Origin of the sequence: Mucilaginibacter sp. KACC 22773 (genome assembly GCF_028736215.1) — a bacterium.
Lineage (GTDB): Bacteria > Bacteroidota > Bacteroidia > Sphingobacteriales > Sphingobacteriaceae > Mucilaginibacter.
This window is the reverse complement of sequence record NZ_CP117883.1, coordinates 2,042,458-2,065,347: the sequence shown is the minus strand read 5'-3', so window position 1 is coordinate 2,065,347 and position 22,890 is coordinate 2,042,458. Positions and strand designations below refer to the sequence as shown.

The 22,890-nt window shown below is 43.2% G+C and carries 21 protein-coding genes; 16 read left to right on the top strand and 5 right to left on the bottom strand.

Annotated elements, in window-relative coordinates:
- Positions 1–75 precede the first annotated feature (75 nt).
- The 11 genes from PQ469_RS08985 to PQ469_RS08935 all read left to right on the top strand — a co-directional run bounded on the left by PQ469_RS08985 (position 76) and on the right by PQ469_RS08935 (position 11,820).
- Complete coding sequence (locus PQ469_RS08985; protein WP_274212651.1) at positions 76–1,755, top strand: DNA polymerase/3'-5' exonuclease PolX; 1,680 nt, start codon at positions 76–78, stop codon at positions 1,753–1,755.
- Between the two features lie 68 nt (positions 1,756–1,823).
- Positions 1,824–2,822, top strand: a complete 999-nt coding sequence (rfaE1, locus tag PQ469_RS08980) for a D-glycero-beta-D-manno-heptose-7-phosphate kinase (RefSeq protein ID WP_274212650.1) — start codon at positions 1,824–1,826, stop codon at positions 2,820–2,822.
- Positions 2,823–2,918: 96 nt separating this feature from the next.
- A complete protein-coding gene (locus tag PQ469_RS08975) occupies positions 2,919–3,476 on the top strand; it encodes a D-sedoheptulose 7-phosphate isomerase (RefSeq protein WP_274212649.1) in 558 nt (185 codons plus the stop codon).
- Between the two features lie 43 nt (positions 3,477–3,519).
- Positions 3,520–4,023 (top strand): D-glycero-beta-D-manno-heptose 1-phosphate adenylyltransferase, encoded by a 504-nt coding sequence (gene rfaE2, locus PQ469_RS08970; RefSeq protein WP_274212648.1) that lies wholly within the window; start codon positions 3,520–3,522, stop codon positions 4,021–4,023.
- 12 nt (positions 4,024–4,035) lie between these two features.
- Positions 4,036–5,001, top strand: a complete 966-nt coding sequence (locus tag PQ469_RS08965; protein ID WP_274212647.1) for a glycosyltransferase family 9 protein — start codon at positions 4,036–4,038, stop codon at positions 4,999–5,001.
- A gap of 325 nt (positions 5,002–5,326) precedes the next feature.
- Positions 5,327–6,013: a porin family protein gene (locus PQ469_RS08960; protein ID WP_274212646.1), complete on the top strand. Its 687-nt coding sequence runs from the start codon at positions 5,327–5,329 to the stop codon at positions 6,011–6,013.
- A gap of 84 nt (positions 6,014–6,097) precedes the next feature.
- Complete coding sequence (locus tag PQ469_RS08955; protein ID WP_274212645.1) at positions 6,098–6,574, top strand: SixA phosphatase family protein; 477 nt, start codon at positions 6,098–6,100, stop codon at positions 6,572–6,574.
- A 166-nt stretch (positions 6,575–6,740) separates the two neighbouring features.
- The gene (locus tag PQ469_RS08950; protein WP_274212644.1) at positions 6,741–9,368 is read left to right on the top strand and encodes a sigma-54-dependent Fis family transcriptional regulator; all 2,628 of its coding nucleotides are present in this window, start codon (positions 6,741–6,743) and stop codon (positions 9,366–9,368) included.
- A 176-nt stretch (positions 9,369–9,544) separates the two neighbouring features.
- Complete coding sequence (locus tag PQ469_RS08945; protein WP_274212643.1) at positions 9,545–10,300, top strand: SDR family oxidoreductase; 756 nt, start codon at positions 9,545–9,547, stop codon at positions 10,298–10,300.
- A gap of 274 nt (positions 10,301–10,574) precedes the next feature.
- Positions 10,575–10,772 carry a hypothetical protein gene (locus PQ469_RS08940; protein WP_090649405.1) on the top strand — a complete coding sequence of 66 codons (198 nt, stop codon included), beginning with the start codon at positions 10,575–10,577 and terminating at the stop codon, positions 10,770–10,772.
- Between the two features lie 49 nt (positions 10,773–10,821).
- Positions 10,822–11,820, top strand: coding sequence for a hypothetical protein (locus tag PQ469_RS08935; protein ID WP_274212642.1), 999 nt, complete (start codon positions 10,822–10,824; stop codon positions 11,818–11,820).
- Between the two features lie 100 nt (positions 11,821–11,920).
- On the opposite strand, the gene PQ469_RS08930 is transcribed toward PQ469_RS08935, so the two are convergent.
- Positions 11,921–12,286: a DUF2200 domain-containing protein gene (locus tag PQ469_RS08930; protein WP_274212641.1), complete on the bottom strand. Its 366-nt coding sequence runs from the start codon at positions 12,284–12,286 to the stop codon at positions 11,921–11,923.
- A gap of 117 nt (positions 12,287–12,403) precedes the next feature.
- On the bottom strand, positions 12,404–13,495 hold the full coding sequence (dprA, locus tag PQ469_RS08925) for a DNA-processing protein DprA (protein ID WP_274212640.1): 1,092 nt from the start codon (positions 13,493–13,495) through the stop codon (positions 12,404–12,406).
- 339 nt (positions 13,496–13,834) lie between these two features.
- On the opposite strand from dprA, the gene PQ469_RS08920 reads away from it, so the two are divergent.
- The 4 genes from PQ469_RS08920 (at position 13,835) to PQ469_RS08905 (ending at position 18,592) form a co-directional block, all read left to right on the top strand.
- Positions 13,835–14,215: a BlaI/MecI/CopY family transcriptional regulator gene (locus tag PQ469_RS08920; RefSeq protein WP_090649392.1), complete on the top strand. Its 381-nt coding sequence runs from the start codon at positions 13,835–13,837 to the stop codon at positions 14,213–14,215.
- A complete protein-coding gene (locus PQ469_RS08915) occupies positions 14,212–16,107 on the top strand; it encodes an energy transducer TonB (RefSeq protein ID WP_274212639.1) in 1,896 nt (631 codons plus the stop codon). Before PQ469_RS08920 ends, PQ469_RS08915 begins: the two co-directional genes overlap by 4 nt.
- Before the next feature lie 7 nt (positions 16,108–16,114).
- Positions 16,115–17,767 (top strand): M56 family metallopeptidase, encoded by a 1,653-nt coding sequence (locus PQ469_RS08910; protein WP_274212638.1) that lies wholly within the window; start codon positions 16,115–16,117, stop codon positions 17,765–17,767.
- Between the two features lie 582 nt (positions 17,768–18,349).
- Positions 18,350–18,592: a hypothetical protein gene (locus PQ469_RS08905; RefSeq protein ID WP_090649383.1), complete on the top strand. Its 243-nt coding sequence runs from the start codon at positions 18,350–18,352 to the stop codon at positions 18,590–18,592.
- Positions 18,593–18,839: 247 nt separating this feature from the next.
- Here the strand turns inward: PQ469_RS08905 and rsmG are convergent, their stop codons facing one another.
- Genes rsmG through PQ469_RS08890 form a run of 3 tightly spaced genes read right to left on the bottom strand, consistent with a single transcriptional unit; the run spans position 18,840 to position 21,176 of the window.
- Entirely contained in the window at positions 18,840–19,472 is a 633-nt protein-coding gene (gene rsmG / locus PQ469_RS08900; protein ID WP_274212637.1) for a 16S rRNA (guanine(527)-N(7))-methyltransferase RsmG, read from the bottom strand.
- A complete protein-coding gene (locus PQ469_RS08895) occupies positions 19,462–20,067 on the bottom strand; it encodes an RNA polymerase sigma factor (RefSeq protein ID WP_274212636.1) in 606 nt (201 codons plus the stop codon). Before PQ469_RS08895 ends, rsmG begins: the two co-directional genes overlap by 11 nt.
- Complete coding sequence (locus PQ469_RS08890) at positions 20,058–21,176, bottom strand: glycosyltransferase (protein WP_177183828.1); 1,119 nt, start codon at positions 21,174–21,176, stop codon at positions 20,058–20,060. Before PQ469_RS08890 ends, PQ469_RS08895 begins: the two co-directional genes overlap by 10 nt.
- A gap of 241 nt (positions 21,177–21,417) precedes the next feature.
- On the opposite strand from PQ469_RS08890, the gene PQ469_RS08885 reads away from it, so the two are divergent.
- Positions 21,418–22,302, top strand: coding sequence for an Rpn family recombination-promoting nuclease/putative transposase (locus PQ469_RS08885; protein ID WP_090649371.1), 885 nt, complete (start codon positions 21,418–21,420; stop codon positions 22,300–22,302).
- Positions 22,303–22,890: the final 588 nt, after the last annotated feature.

The following is a 22,890-nucleotide window of genomic DNA, read 5'->3' as shown; positions in this document are numbered from 1 at the left end:
TCAATGCCCAAAACAAACCATCCCGCAACACTGTCTTTACAATGGCTTTTTGTATTTTTACCGCTCAATTTAATTATGGAAAACAAACCCATAGCCCGCAAACTTCGATTACTATCGCAACTCATGGAGTTACATGAGGTTAACCCTTTTAAAATTAAGTCGATAGCTAATGCTGCTTTTAAGGTTGATAAGCTCCCCTTCCCTATTGCCGGTAAAACACTGGCCGAACTGGAAAAGGTTGACGGCATTGGCAAAAGCATAGCCGGCAAAATCATCGAGCTTTTTGAAACCGGTACTATGGCCGAAATGGAAGAAATGCTTGCCCAAACCCCAGAGGGCGTGGTAGAGATGATGCACATTAAAGGCATCGGCCCCAAAAAAGTTGCTATTATATGGAAGGAGCTGGGGATTGAAAACACGGGGGAACTTTTTTACGCCTGTAACGAAAACCGCCTGATTGAGGCCAAAGGCTTCGGGCTGAAAACACAGGAAGAGATCCGTAAGGCTATTGAATTCAGGATGGCCAGTAACGGTAAGTTCCTGTTTGCCCAGGTTGAAAAAGAAGCTAACGAGCTGATGGACATGGTAAAAGCTGTTTTCCCGGGTGCCTTAAAGCATTTCGCCGGTGAATTCAGGAGGCTAAATGAAATCATTACCGAAATTGTGATTGTAATTGGCAGTATTGACCAAAAGATTGCCTACGATGCTTTTTTAGCATCGGACATATTGCAAAATATAGCTCAGAATGAAAATCATATTTCGGGCGAGTTGAAGAACGGCTTACTGGTTGATATTGTTTGTGTAGAAAAAGGTGATTATTATTTAGAGCTATTTAAAAATACCGGTACCGACGATCATGTACAGGCCGTTTTGGACCGCATTAACACCCCGCTTCAACAGCCCGAGACTGAAGAACTCATATACACCAAAGCCGGCCTGGCCTGGATGCAGCCCGAACTACGCGAAGGCACCATGTTTATTGAAAAGGCCGAAACAAACACACTGCCGGTGCTTATAAACTGGCACGATTTAAAAGGCAGCCTGCATAATCACAGTACCTGGAGCGATGGTGTAAACACGATTGAAGAAATGGCCTTATACTGCCGGGATACCCTGAAGCTGGAATACCTGGGCATGTGCGACCACAGTAAAAGCGCCTTTTATGCCAAAGGCCTGACCATTGAACGCGTACTGCAACAACAGGAAGAAATTGACCACCTGAACAAAAAGCTGGATGGCTTTCATATATTTAAAGGTATCGAATCGGATATTTTGTACGATGGCTCATTGGATTACCCGGATGAGATATTGAAAAAATTCGATTTTATCGTAGCATCGGTGCACTCTATATTAAAAATGGATGAGGCCAAGGCTACATCGAGGCTGATAACAGCCATTGAAAATCCATACACCACCATATTGGGCCACCCTACCGGCAGGTTGCTATTAAGCCGTAAAGGTTACCCTATTGATTATAAAAAGGTAATTGACGCCTGTGCCGCCAACAATGTGGTAATTGAAATAAACGCCAATCCGCTAAGACTTGATCTTGACTGGCGCTGGCACCAATACGCCCTTGAAAAAGGTGTTAGGCTATCCATCAATCCGGATGCCCACCGCCTGGAAGGCCACCTGGATATGCATTACGGTATTTTGGCAGCCCGAAAAGGCGGCTTATATAAGGAAATGTGCCTAAACGCGTTATCGTTACCAGAGATTACAAAAGCCTTTGATAAGAAGAGAGGCGAAAGGTAAAAGGTGAAAGGCGTAAAAGCCAATTGACCAATGACAGCGAAGCGAATGACTAATGACAGCGCAGCGAAATGACTAATGAACTAATGAGCTTAAAGAATAAAGTACACGCCATACAATCATCAGGAGTAAAACCGAAAATACTCGTTATAGGAGATTTGATGGTTGACCATTATATAATAGGCGGAGCCACAAGGCTTTCGCCAGAGGCTCCGGTGCCCATTGTGAACGTAAAAAAAGAAACTTACACCCTTGGCGGTGCCGGTAACGTAGTGCAAAACCTGGTATCCCTTGGTGCAGGCGTTTCCGTGGCCGGCGTAATTGGAGATGATGCCGCAGCAATACAGGTATTTGATATCCTGGCTAACGAAGGGGTACAAACACTCAGTATTATTAAGGATAGCAGCCGCCCCACTACGGTTAAAACCAGGGTATTGGCAGGCAGTCACCAACTGGTGCGGGTGGATAGGGAGGTAACAGATACCGTTTCTGCAGCTATTGAAGATGAATTGATTGGCAAATTAGGCAAATATATTGAACAGGCCGATATGGTAATATTGTCTGATTACAACAAAGGCCTTTTTTCGCCATCGTTAACCCAAAGAGTTATCATCGAGGCTACCAAACAGGGTAAAAAAGTGGTAATTGACCCGAAGGGACTCAATTACGAAAAGTATAAAGGTGCATTTATTATCAAACCAAACCGTAAGGAACTGGCCGAAGCAGCTAAAGTAGAAAAGATAAATTCGACTGAAAGCCTGCAGGAGGCATCGAAAGTTATTTTTGGACAAACGGGCTCTGAATACATCGTGGTTACTCTATCGGAAGAAGGGATGGTGATAATAAGCGAAACGGAGTACACAGCCTTGCCTGTAAAAGCCACCGAAGTGTTTGACGTAACCGGCGCCGGTGATACGGTTTTGGCAACCATGACCTATTTTATCGCCTCCGGATTATCTGTTGAAGAAGCATGTGAGTTAGCAAACCACGCGGCAGCAATAGTGATACGCCACGTAGGCAGCGCCACAACAACTATCGACGAAATTATTGAAGATATGGGAATGAGCTGAAAGCCGAAGGCTTAAAGCAGAAAGCTTCTTTTGAACAAGGTAAAACGAGTTCAAAAAAAAATTCCAAACTGACAACACAAAACCCAAAACTATAAAATGGTTTTAAAAGAGCTTATAGATCATCAAAACACGATACAACTGGTAATTGACACCCTGCAGGGTGATATTGAAACAGCCTGTGAAATGATGACCACTACTTTAAAAAATGGCAACAAGGTATTATTTGCCGGTAATGGCGGCAGTGCGGCGGACGCACAGCACCTTGCGGCCGAATTAACCGGCCGCTTTGTGAAAGAACGGAAAGCCCTGCCAGGGATAGCTTTAACGGTAGATACTTCGGCAATGACTGCTATTGCCAATGATTATCATTACGATAGAGTATTTGCACGCCAGGTTGAGGCATATGCCAAACCGGGCGATCTGTTTATCGGTATATCTACCAGCGGCAATAGCCAGGGAATTTTAAATGCCTTTGAAACGGCTGCGCAATATGGCTGCAAAACTTTAGGGTTATCCGGCAAGGATGGCGGTAAAATGAATGGCAATTGCGATTTAAACATTGTTGTACCATCAAACACCACAGCCCGTATCCAGGAAATGCATATCCTGATAGGCCATATCATGTGCCAGGCGGTTGATAACATGTTTGATTAAAAAATATAAAGACACAACAAACCCTCCACCCAAAAGCAAGATAATGAGAATCGACCTCGAAAAAACACTTACCGGAAAAATTAATGATTTGTCATCGCTTAAAACCCTGGTACAAAGCTGGCAAAGCGAAGGAAAAAAAGTGGTATTTACCAATGGCGTGTTCGATTTATTGCATATTGGCCACATTACCTACCTGGCCAAAGCTGCCGAACTGGGCGATAAACTGATCATCGGGCTTAATGCCGATAGCTCTGTGAGACGCATCAAGGGCGAAAGCAGGCCGGTTAACGACCAAAATAGCCGCGCAGCAATATTAGCGGCATTGTTTTTTGTAGATGGCATAGTTGTGTTTGAGGAAGATACACCGCTAAATTTAATCAGTACCCTACTACCCGACTATTTGGTGAAAGGCGCCGATTATTCGGTAGAAAATATAGTTGGATCAAAAGAAGTGATTGCCAATGGCGGCGAGGTTAAAACCATTAATTTTGTAGAAGGCTATTCCTCAACGTCGATAATCAACAAAATCAGGAACCAAATTTCCTGATACGGCAGCAACATGAAGATACTGGTAATCCGCTTTAGTTCGATGGGTGATATTATATATACAACCCCCATTGTACGTTGTATTAAAAAGCAGGTTCCTGATGCCGAAGTACATTTTTTAACCAAACCGGCGTTTAAGTATATTTATGACAACAATCCCTATGTTGATAAACTACTGCTGTTAAAGCCTTCTCTTTCAGATACTATTAACGACATTAAGGCCGAAAAATACGATCATATTGTCGATTTACATAACAACCTGCGCACCGCAATTATTAAACTGCGCACGGGCATAAAAGCCACAACCTACAAAAAGCAACCCATAAGGAAATGGCTCAGCTTAAAATTTAAATTAAAGCTTATCGCCCCTACCCACCTGGTTGACAGGTACCTGGAAGCCGCAAAACCATTGGGCGTTACCAACGATGCCCAGCCCATTGATTACTACGTTAAAGCCGAGCATCAGCTAAGTAAACTACTTCCCCCCTCGCATCAAAACGGCTATATCGCCTTTGTAATAGGCGCCACGCATTTCACCAAACGGATGCCGAATGAAAAAATCATCAGTATTTGCAGTCAGCTTAAATTGCCTGTTGTGCTATTGGGCGGTAATGATGTTAAAGCTAATGGCGATATCGTCGCCGCTGCCATCGGTACTCATATCTATAATGCCTGCGGGGTAACCACTCTGGACGAATCGGTTTACCTGGTATCCAAAGCCGAAAGTATCATAGGGTTTGACACCGGCCTTACCCACATTGCCGAAGCTTTTAACAAACCCATTGTATCTGTTTGGGGCGGCACCGTACCCGAGCTGCTTGGCGTACAGCCCTATATGGTTAAAGATGTACTGGTTGCCGCCATCGACCTGGATTGCCGCCCATGCTCAAAATTCGGGCTGGAGAAATGCCCGCTGGGGCATTTTAAATGCATGAATGATATGCCTGAGGATAGTATTATTGATTTTGTAAACCGGTAAACTTTATTATCCATAACTGTAATTTCTGGGGCTTCGTATTTTGATACATTAAATCAAAATACGGCAGAAAAGCAACCATCTACCCAGAGAAATCGCTTTTAAACTTTTTCAGCTACAGACGGTTAACCTTTACAAAATGATACACTTTTAAGCTGCCTCGTGGAGGCTACCTGTTTGTAGACAAATAGTTCAACCTTTTTTGCTCCTTAGGAGCTACCTTTCTTCAGGATCAACTTTTAAAAGCGATTTCTCCGGCCATCTACCCTGCTTTTTTATTTGGTATTATTTATACATTTGTTTTAACCTGCAAACCATATGCTGCTACATGAAGAAAACTTTCCTTGCCTTGCTTTTATCTTGCTCATCATTAGCCGCCTTCGCGCAACTGCCTGCTATTGGCATTAAGGGCGGTGTAAATTTTGCAACCATGCAGGCATCGGGCACGCAGGCCAATGTAGTTGCCGGCACCAACACCATTGCCAACAGCAGCACGGTAACATCTTTTAATTTCGGCGTTTTTGTTGATGTTAAACTTGGGCATTTTTCATTGCAGCCAGCTGTTAATTTTACCGGTAAAGGCGGCACATTCAATGGCTTTACCGGTACGCTCCCTAACGGATCAAAAAGCGAGGTGTATACCAAATACAATTTGTATTATGTGCAGGTCCCCGTTAATATAGTTTACCATATACCTTTTGTGGTAGGCGAATTTTATATTGGCGCAGGCCCTTTTGTGGGTATGGGTGTTTATGGCCGAAAAAATCTATCGGCCGATAACAATAATAATGGTACACATACCGCCATATCCAGCAGCGATAAAATCACGTTTGGCGATAACGGCGATATCAGATCGGACGAGTATGGCGCCGGCGCCATCACGGGCGTCAAACTGAAAGGCGGACTGCTCTTCAACCTGAATTACGACATGGGCCTATCAAACGTAGCGCCAGACCAGGCTGGTAACAAGTTCAAAAACCATGTTTTCGGTGCTTCCGTAGGCTTTGTTTTTTAACATTTCTACTGCAAAACAACAAACAAAAAGCAACGTTAATACTTAATAAACCAAACTTAAAATACCCGGAAAATCCGTTTTGTTATGAAAAAATTGCTGCTCATCCGCCATGCCAAAGCCACACATGAAAGTGGCTACGCTGATTTTGACCGACCATTAAAGCAGGTGGGCAAAGAGGACGCCGTGCTCATGGCGTCGATATTAAAAGGGCAATCCATTATACCGCAAATAATAGTAACAAGCCCGGCGCTGCGTACGCAAACCACAGCAGATATTTTTACGGCACAAATGCAGCTACCCAGCGCCGGCACCGATAAAAGAATTTACGAAGCCAACGAATACACCTGGGTAAAAGTGATTAACGGACTGCCAAACGAATATGATTTTATTGGTGTTGTAGGCCATAACCCCGGCATCAGCCAGGTATTATATTACCTTACCGGCCAGTACCGCGATTTGCCAACCTGCGCCGTTGCCCTCATCACTTTTGATAACGACACCTGGGAATCCATCAGCGGCGAAGATGGCCACTTAACTTTTTTTGATTCGCCGAAGGGGTGATCCAAGTGCATGTTCGGGGGAAGGATTGCTGAATTTCTGGGAGAACGCACACCGACGTTTCACATTAAAATGTGGAGCGCTTTGATTTAATGATAAAGCGGTATGCATATTTGAACAACAGCAACCAGGCGGAAACATCTGCGTGTAATTTCCATAAATTGCCATCATGAAAAAGACAAAACTTTCCGAATCAAATTTGCCGGCCCCCTCAATGGCCGGCCTTGAGCAGGAAAGAAGTATCTTGCTGGAACTGGGGAACGATATTACCCGGGTTAGGGACAAGAATGATCTTATTGTACTTTTTAAAAAAAGGATCAAAGGGTTATTTTATTTTACTCATACGATTGTTACCCTTATTGACTATAAGGACGAAACATACGTCCCTTTCCTGCTTGACAATGAAGGCTCTCCCATCCGGTCGCATCCAAGATACCAGGAAATGGTTAAGTCTCATTTTTCCTTGAACGAGCCCTTTATCCAGACGGTATTAGAGGCAGAAGAACCTGTATCTTTTCTACTGGAAGATATATTGGACAAGCCGCAAAGCCCCGCTTTTCTCCGCGTTAATTACGAAGAAGGCGTAAGAGAAATTTTAATGACGCGGCTTATGAAAGAAGGAAAGCCCATGGGCTTTATTCATATTTATTCAGATAAACCCGGCAGTTTTAGCAGCGAATTCAGGAGCATTATTAAAGGCATTATACCCCAGTTGTCGAGCGCCGTATCTAATATTATCAAAAATGAGGAACTGCTTGATAAGGAAAAAGAAAAATCATTCCTTCTTGACTTTAGCAGCGATATCGTAACCGTAAGGACGAAGGAAGAGCTTGCCCGCGCTGTCCGCACGTCATTAGGCAAGTTAAATCCACCGGGAGGCTTTGTCATTCGCCGGATCAATGAAGATCAGACGACCATGAGCCCTTATGTGTACGATCTTCAAAAGGCACAAGATCCCAAAATAGTGAGTGCGCTTGAGCAAGCCCGGTACCTCATCAATGACGGACTTCAAAATCGTGTATTAAATAACTCAATCCCTTTGCTATTTAACATAGACAGGGAAATACAACGCGGCATCACCTCACCTTATTTACAATATTGGAAGCAGATGGGGTTTAAAGACATTGTAGGTATCCGGTTGCGCAACGGGGAAACCAACCTTGGAATTTTGTTCCTCGACATCGGGGAGATCAATGTGCAGCTGTTGCAAGGTATTTGCGCACAAATATCCATCGCTATGGCTAATATTCTGGCGCATGAGCAAATCAATAAAAAACAGGAAGAGCAGGCCTTTTTGCTGAATTTCAGCAACGATATTACACAGTCGAGAACGAAGCTGGATTTGCAAAATGCCATTTTCAGGGTGTTGGATAAAACAATGCAAACAAAACTCGCCATGCTGCGGGTGATAGATGATGACGGCTTTCACCTGAGCCCATTTATGTTTGACGGTACATTGTTTGACAAAGCCCAAATCTATTACGGTAAAAGCCTGGCCAACCGGGTCACCATTGAAGAAACCTACACGGCGCAGGTGCTTGCAAGTAAGGATGGATTGGTGTTTAATGTAGAAGAAGAATTAAAAACCGGTAATACATACGCGAAGCTGTGGCAAACAACCGGCTTGAGAAATATGTACGCCCTGCCATTACGTGTGGGCGACAAAAGCATAGGCACCATCTGGCTGCTGGCAAACCGGCTGAGCCAGTTGCTGCTGAAAGGGATATGTGCCCAAATAGCTGTTGCTGTTGCCAATATACAGGCTAATGAAAAATTGCTGGCCTACAAAAAACAGCTGGAAGTAGAAAATGATTATCTGAAAGAACAGATCAAAACCATTTACAACTTCTCGGAAATAATTGGCAATGGCGACCAGATGCAAAAAGTATATCGCCTGATGTCATTGGTGGCCGATTCCAATACTACTGTGATGGTATCAGGCGAAACAGGAACAGGAAAGGAGCTGATTGGAAGAGCCATTCACAACGCATCGCCGCGCCGCGATAAGCTGATGGTAAAGGTCAATTGCGCCGCGTTGCCGGCAAATCTTATTGAGAGCGAATTGTTTGGTCATGAAAAGGGCGCCTTTACCGGGGCCATTGACCGGCGCATAGGTAAATTTGAGCTGGCCAATAACAGTACGTTGTTCCTTGATGAAATTGGCGAACTGCCGCTTGAAGCACAGGCTAAATTGCTGCGTGTAATACAAGAACGTGAACTGGAACGAATTGGAGGTAAGCAAACCATAAAGATAGATGTAAGGCTGATTGCCGCAACTAACCGCAACCTGGAAGAAGAGGTAAAGGCCGGCCGTTTTCGCTCAGATCTGTATTTTCGGCTAAATGTATTTCCCATCAGCCTCCCCCCTCTTCGTGACAGATCGGAGGATATTGAAGCCCTTACCCATTTTTTTGTAAAGAAACACAGCAGAAATACCGGCCGCAGGATCAGGAAAATTGCACCAAAAGTAATACAGCAGTTACGCAGCTACACCTGGCCGGGCAATGTACGCGAATTGGAACATTTACTGGAACGCAGTATATTATTAACAACCGACGGTATATTGCAAGATGTATATATACCCAGGAATATGAATTCAGAAAAGCACGACGAGGCTGATCTCTTAAACCGCTCGCTGGAGGAAGTTGAACGTAGTTATATTATTGAAGCATTGAAACGGTGTTCCGGCAAAATTTCAGGTGCAGGCGGCGCCGCCGAAATTTTGAAAATTCCCGGCAATACTTTACACTCCAAAATGAAAAAATTAGGCATCAGCAAGAGCGATTATTTTGCCTGACACCTTCTTAAAATTCCCGAATTCCTTCCCTTTATATAGTGAGAAAGATCGTAATTTCACTGAATATAGTGAAAAATACGACACCTAAGGTAATGTATATTGTTGACTATCAATAATTTTAATTATTTGGCATTGGCTTTGTCTTTTGTATAACAAATCATTAAAAAATCAACATTATGAAAATCGTAGTCATTGGAGGCACAGGCCTCATCGGAAGCAAAGTAGTTTCAAAACTTCGCCAGCAGGGGCACCAGGTTATAGCTGCCTCGCCAGACACAGGTATCAACACCATCACGGGAGCAGGGCTGGCCGAGGCCATGAACAATACCGATGTGGTTGTAGACCTGGCAAATTCTCCGTCTTTTGAAGATAAAGCTGTTCTGGAATTCTTCCAGACGGCCGGCCGCAATTTACTGGCTGCAGAAATCAATGCCGGTGTAAAACATCACGTGGCGCTTTCCATTGTTGGGGTCGACATCATGCAGAACATTGGTTACATGCGGGCCAAAAAAGCTCAGGAAGACCTTATCAAGCAATCGGGAGTGCCTTACACTATTATCCGGAGCACCCAGTTTTTAGAGTTCCTGGCAGGTATCGCCAACCAGGCTACTAATGGAAGTGAAGTACATCTTTCCGATGTTCTGTTCCAACCTATCGCTGCAGAAGATGTAGCCTCCTTTGTAGCCAAATACGCCCTGGCGGCCCCTATTAATGGCGAAACGGAAATAGCCGGTCCCGAACGCTTTGCCTTGTATGAAATAGTGGCCCGGTATCTGCAGTATACAAACGATCCACGCCAGGTGTTATCCGACGGCAAACCATCGTACTTCGGCGGAGAAATTAGCCATGCAGCATTGGTACCGGCCGGGCAGGCGGAGCTGGGAGCCATTAACTTTGAAAAATGGTGGAGCTACCAACTGCAAAAGGCCTGATGGTAGCGATCTGTCACCTGTTGAAACGAAGATGACGGGTGGCAGCTTGCCGGGGCGGTTGTAACGGGAATGCACTTTCCACCAGTTCGTGCACCAGGATATCCCTACGCCGGCGTATTATCCTTACGAAAACCGGTCAACAACACGGCAAGTCAGCAGGTAGCAGATCGAACTCTCACCGATTTTTTTGACAATAAATTGTCCAGTTGGTCCGGGTGATCGGGCCATCTGTTGCTGAAAGAAAAACAAATTATTCATTAACAATGTAAACATCATGAATCCCTTCATTTTATATCCCGCCGGTGAAAATCTGAAAGATCAATCAGATAAACACACCATCACTATTAAAGAGCCTCCGTACAGTATGAACGAAGGCGGCGAGTTTTTAGACGATGCTATCCGCATGAAAGATATGCCATTATTCTATAGCGAAAAAGGCGTTGCTGCCAGAAGCAGCTGGAACTTATTGTAACAGCCCAGGCAGATATTCAGCCCCATTATTATTATTAAAAAATTGAGCCATGCAAGTTTATAATATCGAAATCAAAAACGTGCTTCCTATATTAACAGACCTGGTCGAATCTATCAGGAACTTTAATGATTCTCAAAATATTTACCTGAGCCGTACATATGATGGCAGCACACCCGGGCCGGGAACCCTTAAAAAGGCCTTTGGAATTAAAGAGGCCAAACTGCCCGAATTTTTAACCAATTTAGGTGTCCGTAGTCTAACTTTAAGTTCTCCGTACGCTGAAGATGCACTTTCCAGGTGTGCCTTTGATGTTGGGGAGGGTGGAAACAGAAGCAACAGATGGTCTGAAATTAAAAGCGAAAAACTAATTGCTGATCTTTCTGACCTGTTTCGGGCTTGTCGCACTATCGCGTTTGACGACTGGGCAAATGTGGCAAACTCATCGGATTTATGGAACGGTTTGCTTTCGGATGTTATTCGGCCTTTACAGAAAAACGATTTAGAGTTTATTTTTTATCTTGGAGATCCTGCCAAAAGGTTATTCTTCCAGGTGGATGAGATCCTCGACATTATAAGTGAATTTTCAAAACATGGCCGGGTGACATTTTGCCTGGACGAAAGTGAGGCTGTTAAATTATGGATGGTGCTGAATGGCGAACGTCCGGACAATACATTAAACGCTTTTGCACTAAGCGATTTAAAAAGGAAATACTTTTCCATATTTAAGACGATGACGGTGGACCAGTTATTAATTTATTCTGTAAATGACGCCCTGGTATATTCCGAAGATCAGCAATTCGTATTAACGCGAAAGGTAGTAGATTATAACATTGAGATTGCCAGGGATGCAAGAGACAATTTTATTGCCGGCTTTACCATAGGTTTAATATTGCAGCTCGACATCAGGTATTGCATTGCTTTGGGATTAATTGTTTTTGGCTCACGTGGAGAAAACAATTCGAGCCCTGATAAAGATGACCTGCTTGCCTACATTGAAAAGTGGATTATCGATCTTAATAAGGAGGATGCTATAAGTCTTTATCAATAACAACCGGCAATGCATATTTATATAACAGAGGATTTATAAGCCGATTAGGGTTTGCACTATAACCGGCTTTGCGTTGGGGGGATGTAAATTTCCCGATGCCTCAAGGGTTCCGTAATATCTTCTCCATCTTCCGTCCCTTCGCCAGCTCATCTACCAACTTATCTAAGTATCTAACCTGCTGTGTCAAAGGATTCTCGATTTCCTCTACCCGATACCCACAGATTACTCCCGTAATAAGGTGTGCATTGGGATTTAGCGAAGCCACCTGAAAAAAGGTTTCAAAAGTTGCTTTTTGTTCAATCAGGTCTTTTAGTTTCTCGTCATTAAAGCCAGTTAGCCATGCGATAACCTGATGTAATTCTTCCTTTGTTCTACCTTTCTTCTCCACTTTTACCAGGTACAAAGGGTAAACCGAGGCAAAAGTCATTTTTGCAATACGCTCATTGTGTATATCGATCTTGTTCATATCTTATATAAAGCGACTGATTTTCTTTATACCAAAAATATCCACAAAAACATTCATGACCAATACCCAAACCTCAAAATTCTCACCCGAACCCCGCAACCGGCAACACGTACCCCATCAATTCACCCGATAAGTTTTCCCCGGCAAACTACGGATATAGCCCTGCATTTCCATGTTGAGCAGGTTCATGGCCAGCGAGCTCATGGGCATGTTGGCCTTTATGGTAAGTTCGTCAATAGCCAACGGGGCTTTATGTTGTTGTAAAATATCAAATATCAGGCTCTCGTCTTTGGTTAAATCCAGCGGCAGCATAAACTGTTCGGTGGGTTTCAGGTTTTCGTCTTTTTCCCAGCCAAGGCTAAAGGCCAGGTCGGCCATGCAGGTAAGCAGTGCTGCTTTATTGTTGCGGATCAGAAAGTTACACCCTTCCGAATACACATCATCCAGCCTGCCGGGGAATGCGAACACATCCCGGTTATAGGAGTTGGCAATTTCGGCGGTTATGAGTGCGCCGCCCTTAAGGCCTGCTTCTATCACAACCGTGGCATCGGCCATGCCGGCAACAATCCGGTTTCGTTGGGGGAAGTTTTCCCTGTCGGGGATAGTGCCCGATGGGTATTCGGTAAGCAAGCCACCGTTTTCCAGCATTTTTTCGGCAGTCGCACGGTTTTGGCTGGGGTACATCCTATCGAGGCCGTGGCCCAGCACCCCTACCGTTGGCACATTCAACCGCAGGCATTCTTTATGGGCAGCAACGTCAATCCCAAGGGCAAGGCCACTCGCTATTAATACATTATATTGCTGTAACTCCTCTATCAGTTGCCTGCATAATTGCTTGCCGTAATCAGTAGCGTTGCGGGTGCCAACTATACTGATCACTTTGGGCATGTTCAGTTCCATTTTACCCTTACTATATAATAGTATAGGCGAATCGCCACAATTTTTTAAACGTTTTGGATACCGGGCGTCGGTATAAAATATTAATTCGATGCCATGTTTAGCGGCAAATTCCAATTCCTTTTCGGCCAGGCGCAACGCTTCATTAAAATCCCATTGGCTTGCCCGTTTCTCGCCAATGCCGGGTATAGAAGCCATTTTTAAGGGTGATGTTTTAAAAACCTGCTCGGCGCTGCCTAAATAAGCCATCAATGATTTGGCCGCAACAGGGCCTAAGTTTTTAACAAATGATAAAGCGGTATTATAGATCATTGATGTGCAGATTTCAGATGTGCAGATTAAACGCCACTATCAGTACCACGAATATACAAATCCTAAAAATATTAGCAAATTAATTAATTTCAAATGTGCAGATTTCAGATGTGCAGATGAAAAGAGTCTGTGCCGCTACGATTTCTGCCTACACTATCCTCTAATTAGTAGCTCTACTCTTCATCTGCACATCTGAAATCTGCATATCTGCACGTCCACTCCCCCTCATCTGCACATCTGAAATTTGCACATCTGAAATCTATTTTCAAAAAACTATAAAAATAGTTTGCAAACTATAAAAATAGTTTTACCTTTATCTAACTATAAAAATAGTTTACTATGAATGTTAAAGAACTAACTAAAGCCGAGGAACAGATTATGCAGATTCTGTGGCAATTAAAGGAAGCTATTGTAAAAGATATCATTGAGCAAATGCCCGATCCTAAACCGGCCTACAATACCGTATCAACCGTGGTGCGAGTACTGGAAGGCAAAGGTTTTATCGACCATAAAGCTTATGGAAACTCGCACGTTTACTTCCCGCTTATCAGCGATGATCAGTATAAAAAGTTCACGTTTGATAAGATGATGAAAAACTATTTCAGCAATTCGTACCAAAGCCTGGTATCGTTTATTGTAGACGAAAAGAAGATCAGCGTAAAAGAACTGGACGAATTAACCTCACTGATTGATAACCTTAAAAACAAAAAACAATCATGAACTGGCTACACTACCTACTGGAAGCAAACATATACCTGGCCGTTTTTTACGCCTTTTATTGCCTGTTTTTAAATAAAGAAACACATTATACCCTTAACCGGGTGTACCTATTGCTAAGCTGTACAGTGGCATTTATTTTACCATTGGTACAGGTAAGCGCACTGAAACCCGCTGCCGAAAGTGCTCAACAAACTTATGTAACCATTGCCGCTAACAGTCACAATAACACAACACCTGCGCTGGTAAACTACCAGCCGCCGGTAAGTCAGTTTACCGTGCAGGATGCTATTTTATACTTATATATAACAGGTATGGCGGTAATGGCCTTACTACTGCTTATTAAAATTGGTAAGCTCATTAAAATGACTACCAGGGGTAACACTATACTGAATGATAAATACAAGTTAATAGGTATCGAAAGTTCAAACACTGCGTTTTCATTTTTCAATTACCTGTTTATCGGCACAAAAATAAACGGCAGCGATACCATCATCCGGCATGAGTTGGTACATATCAAACAAAAACACTCGGCAGATATTATTTTTATCGAGATCCTGAGGATCGTTAACTGGTTTAACCCCATCATCTACTTTGTACAAATAAGCCTTAAAACCGTTCACGAATATATTGCCGACGAGCAAACCGCAGTACATGAAACCGATGCCATCACCTACTCGTCGTTCCTGGTTGATAATGCTTACGGCATTGGCGGCTCATCAATCACACATTCATTTTTCAATTATAATCTACTAAAAAAGAGAATCATTATGTTAAACCAGAAACGTTCGGGGAACTTAGCCAGGCTAAAATACCTGGTGGCTGTACCTATTTGTGCCGGGATGCTTTGTGCATCAACATTGGCGTTCAGTAAAGATTACGCACTGATTGACCTTGCGCCTGTGCACCATCAACCAGCTTTACCAACCCCGGCAGATAGTATACCCAAGGTAAAATCGCAACAAAACGACACGCACCTGCAGCCTCCGCCGCCACCCATCTTCGTTAAAGATACCTACGTCGACCTTTTCAATTATCTAAATAAAACCATTACCTATCCAAAAAGCGAGTTAAAAACAAACCAGGCCGGCCTTGTAGCTCTTAGCTTTGATGTTAAAGCCCAAGGCAAAATTGCAAATATCAGCATTACCAAAAATGCAGGCACAGCATTTAATCAGGAAGTTTTGCAAGCACTAAAAACATATCCGGGTACAGTTAACGAAACTGTGGGCAGGCATAAAATGATAGTTTATTTTTGTACCGACTATTACAAATTCATAAAAACACCTGATGCCGCCGAACTAAAAGCGCCGGATTACGACTTTAGCCTGATGGTTTTCGGAGCCAGCAAATACCCCTTTATGCCGCCCTATAAGACCAATAAAAAAGCGACAAACGTGCCTGCCGCCCAGGTTGAAATTAACCACACTACCAAGCTTCCGCCGCCACCGCCACCTGCGCCGCCGGTTAGCATGCAGGCCGATACACCGATCCACGCGACAACCGATGTTTTTAACAAATATGTAGCCAGGAACGTCCGATATCCCGCTATCGACCGCGATAAGAAAATCGGCGGCAGGGTAATTGCAGCCTTTGATGTGGTTGATGGAAAAATTAACGATCCGCAAATTGTACGGGGTGTAGAACCGGTGATGGACGGGGAGCTTTTACGTGCCATTAAAGCCTATGATGGCACACTTGATTTAAAAGACGGGCATTATTCAATCCCTACGTTATTTCAGGTGGTTGATTATAAAGGCAGCAATCAGGTGGTGGTTTCCCATTTACCAGAAGCGAATACCGCTGATAAGCCTGCCAAACAATCCGCCGGCTTTTCAACTGCGGTTAGTTTAAATGAAGTTGTGATAGTTGCTTATCCTTCACAAATTAAATAAAAACCCAATGAACTGGCTGCATTATCTCCTGGAGGCAAATATATACCTGGCTGTATTTTATGCCGGCTACTGCTTGTTTTTAAATCGCGAAACGCATTATAACCTTAACCGAGTATACTTGTTGCTGAGTTGTGTGCTATCGTTTGCATTGCCCGTTATCCAAATAGGTGTGTTGAAACCAGCAGAAAACGTTCAGGAAATTACCTGGGTAAGCTCCCCTGCTGATTCGACCACCGTACCGCCAGTTGCAGCTGATTACATCACCTGGGATAATGCTTTATGGGCTGTTTATATTATTGGCATATCGGTATTAGCTTTACTACTGGTTATCAAACTGTTTAAACTGGTAAACCTAACCACGTCAGGTAAAAGGATTATTGATAATAAGTACAAGCTTATAGATATTGAAGATGCAGATACAGCCTTTTCGTTTTTTAACTACCTCTTTATAGGCACAAAAACCAGCGCCAGCGACATTATTATCCGGCATGAACTGGTACACATTCGCCAAAAGCACTCGTTTGATATTGTTTTTATCGAGGTTATTAAAATTATCAATTGGTTTAATCCCATCATTTACCTGTTGCAGATAAGCCTTAAAACCGTACATGAGTATATTGCCGATGAGCAAACCGCAGCTCATGAAGCAGATGCCCTGGCTTACTCATCGTTCCTGGTGAACAATGCTTACGGGCTCAATGGCTCGTCTATCACGCATTCATTTTTCAATTATAATTTGTTAAAAAAGAGGATCATTATGTTAAACCAACAACGTTCGGGCAATTTAGCAAGGCTAAAATACCTGGTGGCCGTACCCATATGTGCGGGGATGCTTTGCGCATCAACATTGGCGTTCAGTAAAAATTATGCATTTATTGACCTGGCGCCTAAAACAGCAAAGCCAACCCTTACAGTGCCTAAAACAGCCACAGCCGATACATCTAACCGCAAGATGAGAACAAGGTCCACTACATCAAAAGGCTATGCTTATGATGAAACCGGCTACCTTATTAACAACAAAACCGATTTCAGGGTAATTATTACCGATAAAAACGGCGATCAGAAAGAGTATTATAAAAGTAAGGCAAAACCAGCAGAGCTGGCCATGCTGAAGGAAAAATACGGTTATTCGTTTCCTAAAATGATGATCTACCCTAAACTTCCGCCACCGCCGCCCATGCCACCAGGCGCACAGCCAGATATGGACAGAATGCCGCCCCCACCACCTGCACCACCAAAACACGGGGCTAAACACCTGCGCATGCCGCCGCCGGCTGAAGGAGCAGACGTGAACAGGACGCCACCTCCTCCCCCGCCTGCGCCTCCGGTTGTGTCACGCGATATAAACAAAATGCCGCCACCACCACCAGTACCGCCAGTTGGATCAGGAGATATAAACAGAATGCCACCGCCGCCACCAGTACCTCCTGTTTATTCAAAAGATACGGTTGGAATGCCTGTAGCGCCTCAACCCGGCACACCGCCGCAAGCACCAAAACCAGCTAAAGCGTTGAAGTTGAAACCTGTATCGGCAAGCCTGAGCTCTAAAGTTACAGGGGCAAAACCTGTTAAATTGAAGTTAAAACTGATATCGGCAACCCTCTACCTGAAACCAGCTCCAGCTGTATCCCCTGCTGAGGCTACGCCGGAGGCCAATTAGCCGTCAGGCAACAAACTAATTACCCCAAAAACCAATGGGTCAAAAATTGCTGAACGGTAAAACCCGCTTCGGCATTTTTCTGTGTAAAGTATTTCTCCCCTTTTGGTAACAAATACCAACATCTTTCATTGCGGTACATGCTATATCATATGCCCGTCGCTATGCGCCGTTAGGTGCAACCCATTTGTAGCACAATAGATTCTCCATTAACCTTTGCCTCGGCAGAGGCTACCTACACGCTGAAAGGATGGCTACCTTCATATCCAGAGGTCGCACCTACGGCGCAAAATAATTTTTGCGTGCCATAGCTACAAACGGTAACTCCTACGGAGTAGCAAACCCGCTGTTCGAAGTCTCCGACTTCGAACCATTATGCCTGTTTCTCTGACTACAGGATGCCAAAACAAACAATTGACATCACAATACCATCAATACCCGCGTATTCCGGCTTTTTGCATCTGCTTAAATAATAATTAAATAAAGTATACACTTACCATTTAAACTTGTTAAATTTGATATACTACTCAGTTGATATACAGTGCCTAAAATACCGATTGGGTATATCATTTAAATTTAATCATCATGAAAAAGTTTGGAATTATTGTAGCCATTTTGGGTATTGCGCTGTTTATTACCAGCAACTTTTTTTACAAAAAAACATCAAACGCTGTTGATAGCAGCGGCAGCAAAGAAATTGTTACCGGGCCCAATGGCAGCTGGACATTTAAACTACCAGTATTTGCCGGCGGTGCGCTGTTTGTAATTGGCCTGATATTCTTCGCCGCATCGCGAACCGATAACCAACACCACGATCACTTGATTTGAGCAAAATCAAGTGAAATGCTCCACCAAGCAACCGGGAAAACATCCCGAACAAGATTACTATGCACTTTTTGGATTTTTACTTTTAACGGTAATGCCCCCGCGAGGTTAACGCAACTAAGCGGGGTAAAGCCAGTTGAAGCCTTTGGCTTCTTTTCAGCTGAAAGCTGAAACCATATTAGCCAAGGGTTAAAACCCCGCGGCAGCCAACGTAAACTGAAATTTTGAATTTTTACTTTTGAATTTTGAATTACAACTTCCCCTTCACATAAATTACCTGTTTAGTTTCAAAAAACTCTTCGGTAAAATAGTCTTTAAGGTAATATTGCTGCACTTTAAGGCCCGATTCTTTGATCTCCTGGTCAAGGTCGCCGCCTTTTAAATACAGGATGCCGTTAGGCAGTTTATTGCCCGATTGTTTTTTGAATTTGCTGCGCACCCAGGGATAAAAATCTTTTAGTTGGGTTACCGCGCGCGATACTACAAAGTCAAAATTCTCGTCAATTTCTTCGGCGCGGGCATGGGTAGCCTTCACATTGGTAAGGCCCAATGCTTTGGCAACTTCCTGCACAACTTTTATTTTTTTGCCGATGGAATCAACCAAATGGAAAGAAGTCTGGGGGAATAATATGGCCAGCGGAATACCCGGGAAACCGCCACCTGTGCCTACATCAAGTACACTTTCGCCGGGTAAAAAGGGCATTATTTTGGCAATACCCATGGAATGTAAAACATGGCGCTCATACAACAAATCAATATCCTTACGGGATATCACGTTTATCTGGCTGTTCCAGGTGTTATATAATTCGGGCAACTGCTCAACCTGGGCACGTTGCTGCGCTGTTAGTTCGGGAAAATATTTAAAAACGATATCAGATGTCATCCCTGTTAAATCGGTTGATGATGTTGCCAAGCAGGTACCTGGCCCTAAACAATTGCGCCTTTACCGTACCTAATGGCAAATCCAGCTGTTGAGCTATTTCCTCGTAGGATAGCTCATCAAAATAACGCAGGGTAATAAGGTTGCGGTAGCGCGGCGGCAGGCTTTCTATCAGCAATTTCAGCTCCTGGGTTTGCTGCTTTTTTATAGATGTTTCTTCCGGGTTTAATATGTCGGCTTTAATTTGAAGCGGCTTTTCGTCGCCATCCTCATCCGTCATCCCGTGGATAGATTGGGTGTTGAGTTTCTTTTTACGGATAAAATCAATACAATTGTTGGTGGCCACCCTAAAAAGCCAGGTACTGAAAGCATAGTCGGGCTGATATTTTTCCAGCTTTTCAAATGCTTTGGCAAAGGTCTCCACGGTAAGGTCCATGGCGTCCTCTTTATTGTTCACCATTTTAAGTACCATAAAATATATGGAATCCTTATAACGGTGCATCAGGTCGGCATACGCCTTTTGATCGCCCGTACGGGCCTTCACTACCAGGTGAAAATCATTCTTGGCGTTTTCGGTAAAATTTGCGTTTATTTCCATTGGGTGGTTTTTAAAAGTAGCCCAACTAATCCAAATCCAATTAAATACATATAATATATGATATCAAAAAACGGTAAATACCAAATCAGATCTTTGCTATCCAGCTTCCTGAACACCTTATTATAAATTAATAATTGGATAATCAGCCTAAAAAGCAACAAACCTAATGCCAACAACGGTTCGAATTTACAAACCAGGCATAGTATAAGCAGCGAATAAAACAAAAAGCCGCTAATGCCATCAAAAATAAGCATTTTACGGTGTTTGGCCTTATATAATTTACCTACCCCCGCGTGCCTTTTTTTTTGCCTGTACCACGATGCTAAAGTTGATTTTGCCGCAGTGTACATAAAGGTATCCGGGTGTACTTCAATAGCAGTATTATAAGGCGTGGCGTGCTGGTTCACAAATAAATCGTCATCGCCGGATATAACGTGCATGTGCGATGCAAAGCCTTTTGCACTAAAAAACAATGTTTTGGTATAGGCCAGGTTACGCCCAACCCCCATGTAGGCATTGCCGTTTAACGCGCTTGACAAGTAATTTGTGGCCGCCTTTACCGACTCGTACCGGGTAAACAAATTCAAAAAGCTCCTGGTTTGATAAAACGGCGAATAACCTAAAACTATTTGGGCCCCACCGCCAAAATTGGCTACCATCCGGGTTATCCAATTTGCCGATACGGGTTTACAATCAGCATCAGTAAACAACAGGTATTCGTTTTTTGACGCCTTTATGCCCAGCGTAAGTGCGAATTTTTTTCCGGTTTTAAAGCGGTCATGCTCGGTTATGGTAACCACTTTAAGGTTGGGATACCGGCGCTCCATATCCTCCAAAACCTCATCCGATCTGTCGTATGAGCAATCGTTTATCACCACAACCTCAAAATCGGGATAGTTTTGTTCCAGTATCGAGGGCAGGTTTTCCTGCAGGTTTTGCGCCTCGTTACGGGCGGCGATGATTACCGAAACAGGTATTAACACCGTTGGCAGCTCCTCACGGGGTTTGTAACCGGCAAGACTAATGTGGTTGCTTACCAGGTAGTACAGCTGAACGATAAAACAGAGCTGAAAAAGTAGAAATAGTACTATTTGTATATAAGTTTCCAATGAGCCAAAAATAATCAGGCAAAGTTGTTAAAATTACACGAATTTAAAGGGTTTAATCGGGTTAAATTTAAGGCTTAGGAGACATGGCACCAGGTAGTTTTCCACACTTTTAATATAAAAGGTATTTATGTGGATAAGTTGCTCCCCGATGCTGTCATCCAACGTATACCTTCTATTTTTGCCGGGCCCGAGCTACTTTCACAGCTAAGGTTGGATAACGAATAAACTTTTATATTTGGCTATGCCAAACTATCCCCCACCTGTTACCGGGAAATACATCGACCCTTTGGTTGATTTCGCTTTTAAAAAAATATTCGGCAGCGAACCTAACAAAGATTTGCTGACCGCCTTTTTAAATGAAGTATTCAGGGGGCGTAAGCATATTGTAGATTTAGTTTACAATAAAAACGAACACCCGGGCGATTTAAAAGACGAGGGCTCGGCCATATTCGATCTGCTTTGTACGGGAGATAACGGCGAACGTTTTATAATTGAGGTGCAACGGGCGAAACAAGGATATTTTAAAGAAAGGGCTTTATTTTATACCAGTCGCCTTATAAGCGACCAGGCGCCAAAAGGCAAACGAAACACCTGGGGTTACAACATAGCCGAGGTATATTTAATAGCTTTGTTAGAAGATTTTACGCTGGAAGATAGCCCGGCAAACAGTTACCTGCATGATATTTGCCTGTGCAACAGGGATACCGGTGAAATTTTTTACGATAAACTGGGTTATACGTATATAGAATTGAGTAAATTTGTGAAAGAGGAGACCGAACTGGAAACCGATTTGGATAGATGGCTTTATGTTTTAAAGCACCTTAGCCAAATGGATAAGATTCCCGTTTATCTTCGGAAACCCATATTTGAGAAATTGTTCAGTATTGCAGAATATACAAACCTGACAAAGGAGGAAAAAACGATGTACGATAGCAGCTTAAAATATAAATGGGATAATAAGAATGTAGTTGATTATGCCCGGCAGGAAGGCATGGAAAAAGGTATTGAAAAAGGCGAGTATAAAAAAGCTTTGGACATTGCTCGTGAAATGAAAAAAGATGGCTTGCCACTTGTTCAAATCTCAAAGTTTACTAAACTCTCTGTTGAGGAAATAGAAAAACTTTAGTCAAACACAGAATATCTCTTTTTAAATTATAAAACAGGCAGAGTTTTCTTTTCAACATCCCCAATTTGAGGTTTTCTTTCTGAAGAAATATTCCAGAAAAGATATCTTCAATAGCGTCTGTTAATGCATCTTTTGTTGAAAAAGCCAAGGGTAGATTTAAATTAATAACCTCCGCCTCAATATTCATAACTGCCCTCATTTGGCTCTGTAACCCATAACTCTTTTTCGGACTTAACCTGCCCTATCTATATTTTTTTCAGGAAAGGCTTAACCTGCCATACAACGCCGAGGAACAATTACCTATGCCAACAAAGCTATTAGTTCCATTTGCAAAGGTTACACCTAACATCCTATAAAATAAACAGCTTCCGTAAATCACATACAAAAAACGGGGTCCTCAACTATCTTAATAAATCACCCCAAAAAAGAGACTATTTCCATGTTAGCGAGATGGCGCCGCTGCTATCCTTTTTTTAGCACCCTTAAATATTCAGAAATTCCACCTGGTTGTATCGGTTTTTACAGCTAAAAAGCCCCTCAAATAAAAGCTGTTTTGTCCCTGCCCTCCTTTTATCAAATAACTGACCT

Coding starts and splice junctions, on each gene's coding strand:
- PQ469_RS08985 (WP_274212651.1), top strand. CDS start 76: ATGGAAAACAAACCCATAGCCCGCAAACTTCGATTACTATCGCAACTC.
- rfaE1 (WP_274212650.1), top strand. CDS start 1,824: ATGACTAATGAACTAATGAGCTTAAAGAATAAAGTACACGCCATACAA.
- PQ469_RS08975 (WP_274212649.1), top strand. CDS start 2,919: ATGGTTTTAAAAGAGCTTATAGATCATCAAAACACGATACAACTGGTA.
- rfaE2 (WP_274212648.1), top strand. CDS start 3,520: ATGAGAATCGACCTCGAAAAAACACTTACCGGAAAAATTAATGATTTG.
- PQ469_RS08965 (WP_274212647.1), top strand. CDS start 4,036: ATGAAGATACTGGTAATCCGCTTTAGTTCGATGGGTGATATTATATAT.
- PQ469_RS08960 (WP_274212646.1), top strand. CDS start 5,327: ATGAAGAAAACTTTCCTTGCCTTGCTTTTATCTTGCTCATCATTAGCC.
- PQ469_RS08955 (WP_274212645.1), top strand. CDS start 6,098: ATGAAAAAATTGCTGCTCATCCGCCATGCCAAAGCCACACATGAAAGT.
- PQ469_RS08950 (WP_274212644.1), top strand. CDS start 6,741: ATGAAAAAGACAAAACTTTCCGAATCAAATTTGCCGGCCCCCTCAATG.
- PQ469_RS08945 (WP_274212643.1), top strand. CDS start 9,545: ATGAAAATCGTAGTCATTGGAGGCACAGGCCTCATCGGAAGCAAAGTA.
- PQ469_RS08940 (WP_090649405.1), top strand. CDS start 10,575: ATGAATCCCTTCATTTTATATCCCGCCGGTGAAAATCTGAAAGATCAA.
- PQ469_RS08935 (WP_274212642.1), top strand. CDS start 10,822: ATGCAAGTTTATAATATCGAAATCAAAAACGTGCTTCCTATATTAACA.
- PQ469_RS08930 (WP_274212641.1), bottom strand. CDS start 12,286: ATGAACAAGATCGATATACACAATGAGCGTATTGCAAAAATGACTTTT.
- dprA (WP_274212640.1), bottom strand. CDS start 13,495: ATGATCTATAATACCGCTTTATCATTTGTTAAAAACTTAGGCCCTGTT.
- PQ469_RS08920 (WP_090649392.1), top strand. CDS start 13,835: ATGAATGTTAAAGAACTAACTAAAGCCGAGGAACAGATTATGCAGATT.
- PQ469_RS08915 (WP_274212639.1), top strand. CDS start 14,212: ATGAACTGGCTACACTACCTACTGGAAGCAAACATATACCTGGCCGTT.
- PQ469_RS08910 (WP_274212638.1), top strand. CDS start 16,115: ATGAACTGGCTGCATTATCTCCTGGAGGCAAATATATACCTGGCTGTA.
- PQ469_RS08905 (WP_090649383.1), top strand. CDS start 18,350: ATGAAAAAGTTTGGAATTATTGTAGCCATTTTGGGTATTGCGCTGTTT.
- rsmG (WP_274212637.1), bottom strand. CDS start 19,472: ATGACATCTGATATCGTTTTTAAATATTTTCCCGAACTAACAGCGCAG.
- PQ469_RS08895 (WP_274212636.1), bottom strand. CDS start 20,067: ATGGAAATAAACGCAAATTTTACCGAAAACGCCAAGAATGATTTTCAC.
- PQ469_RS08885 (WP_090649371.1), top strand. CDS start 21,418: ATGCCAAACTATCCCCCACCTGTTACCGGGAAATACATCGACCCTTTG.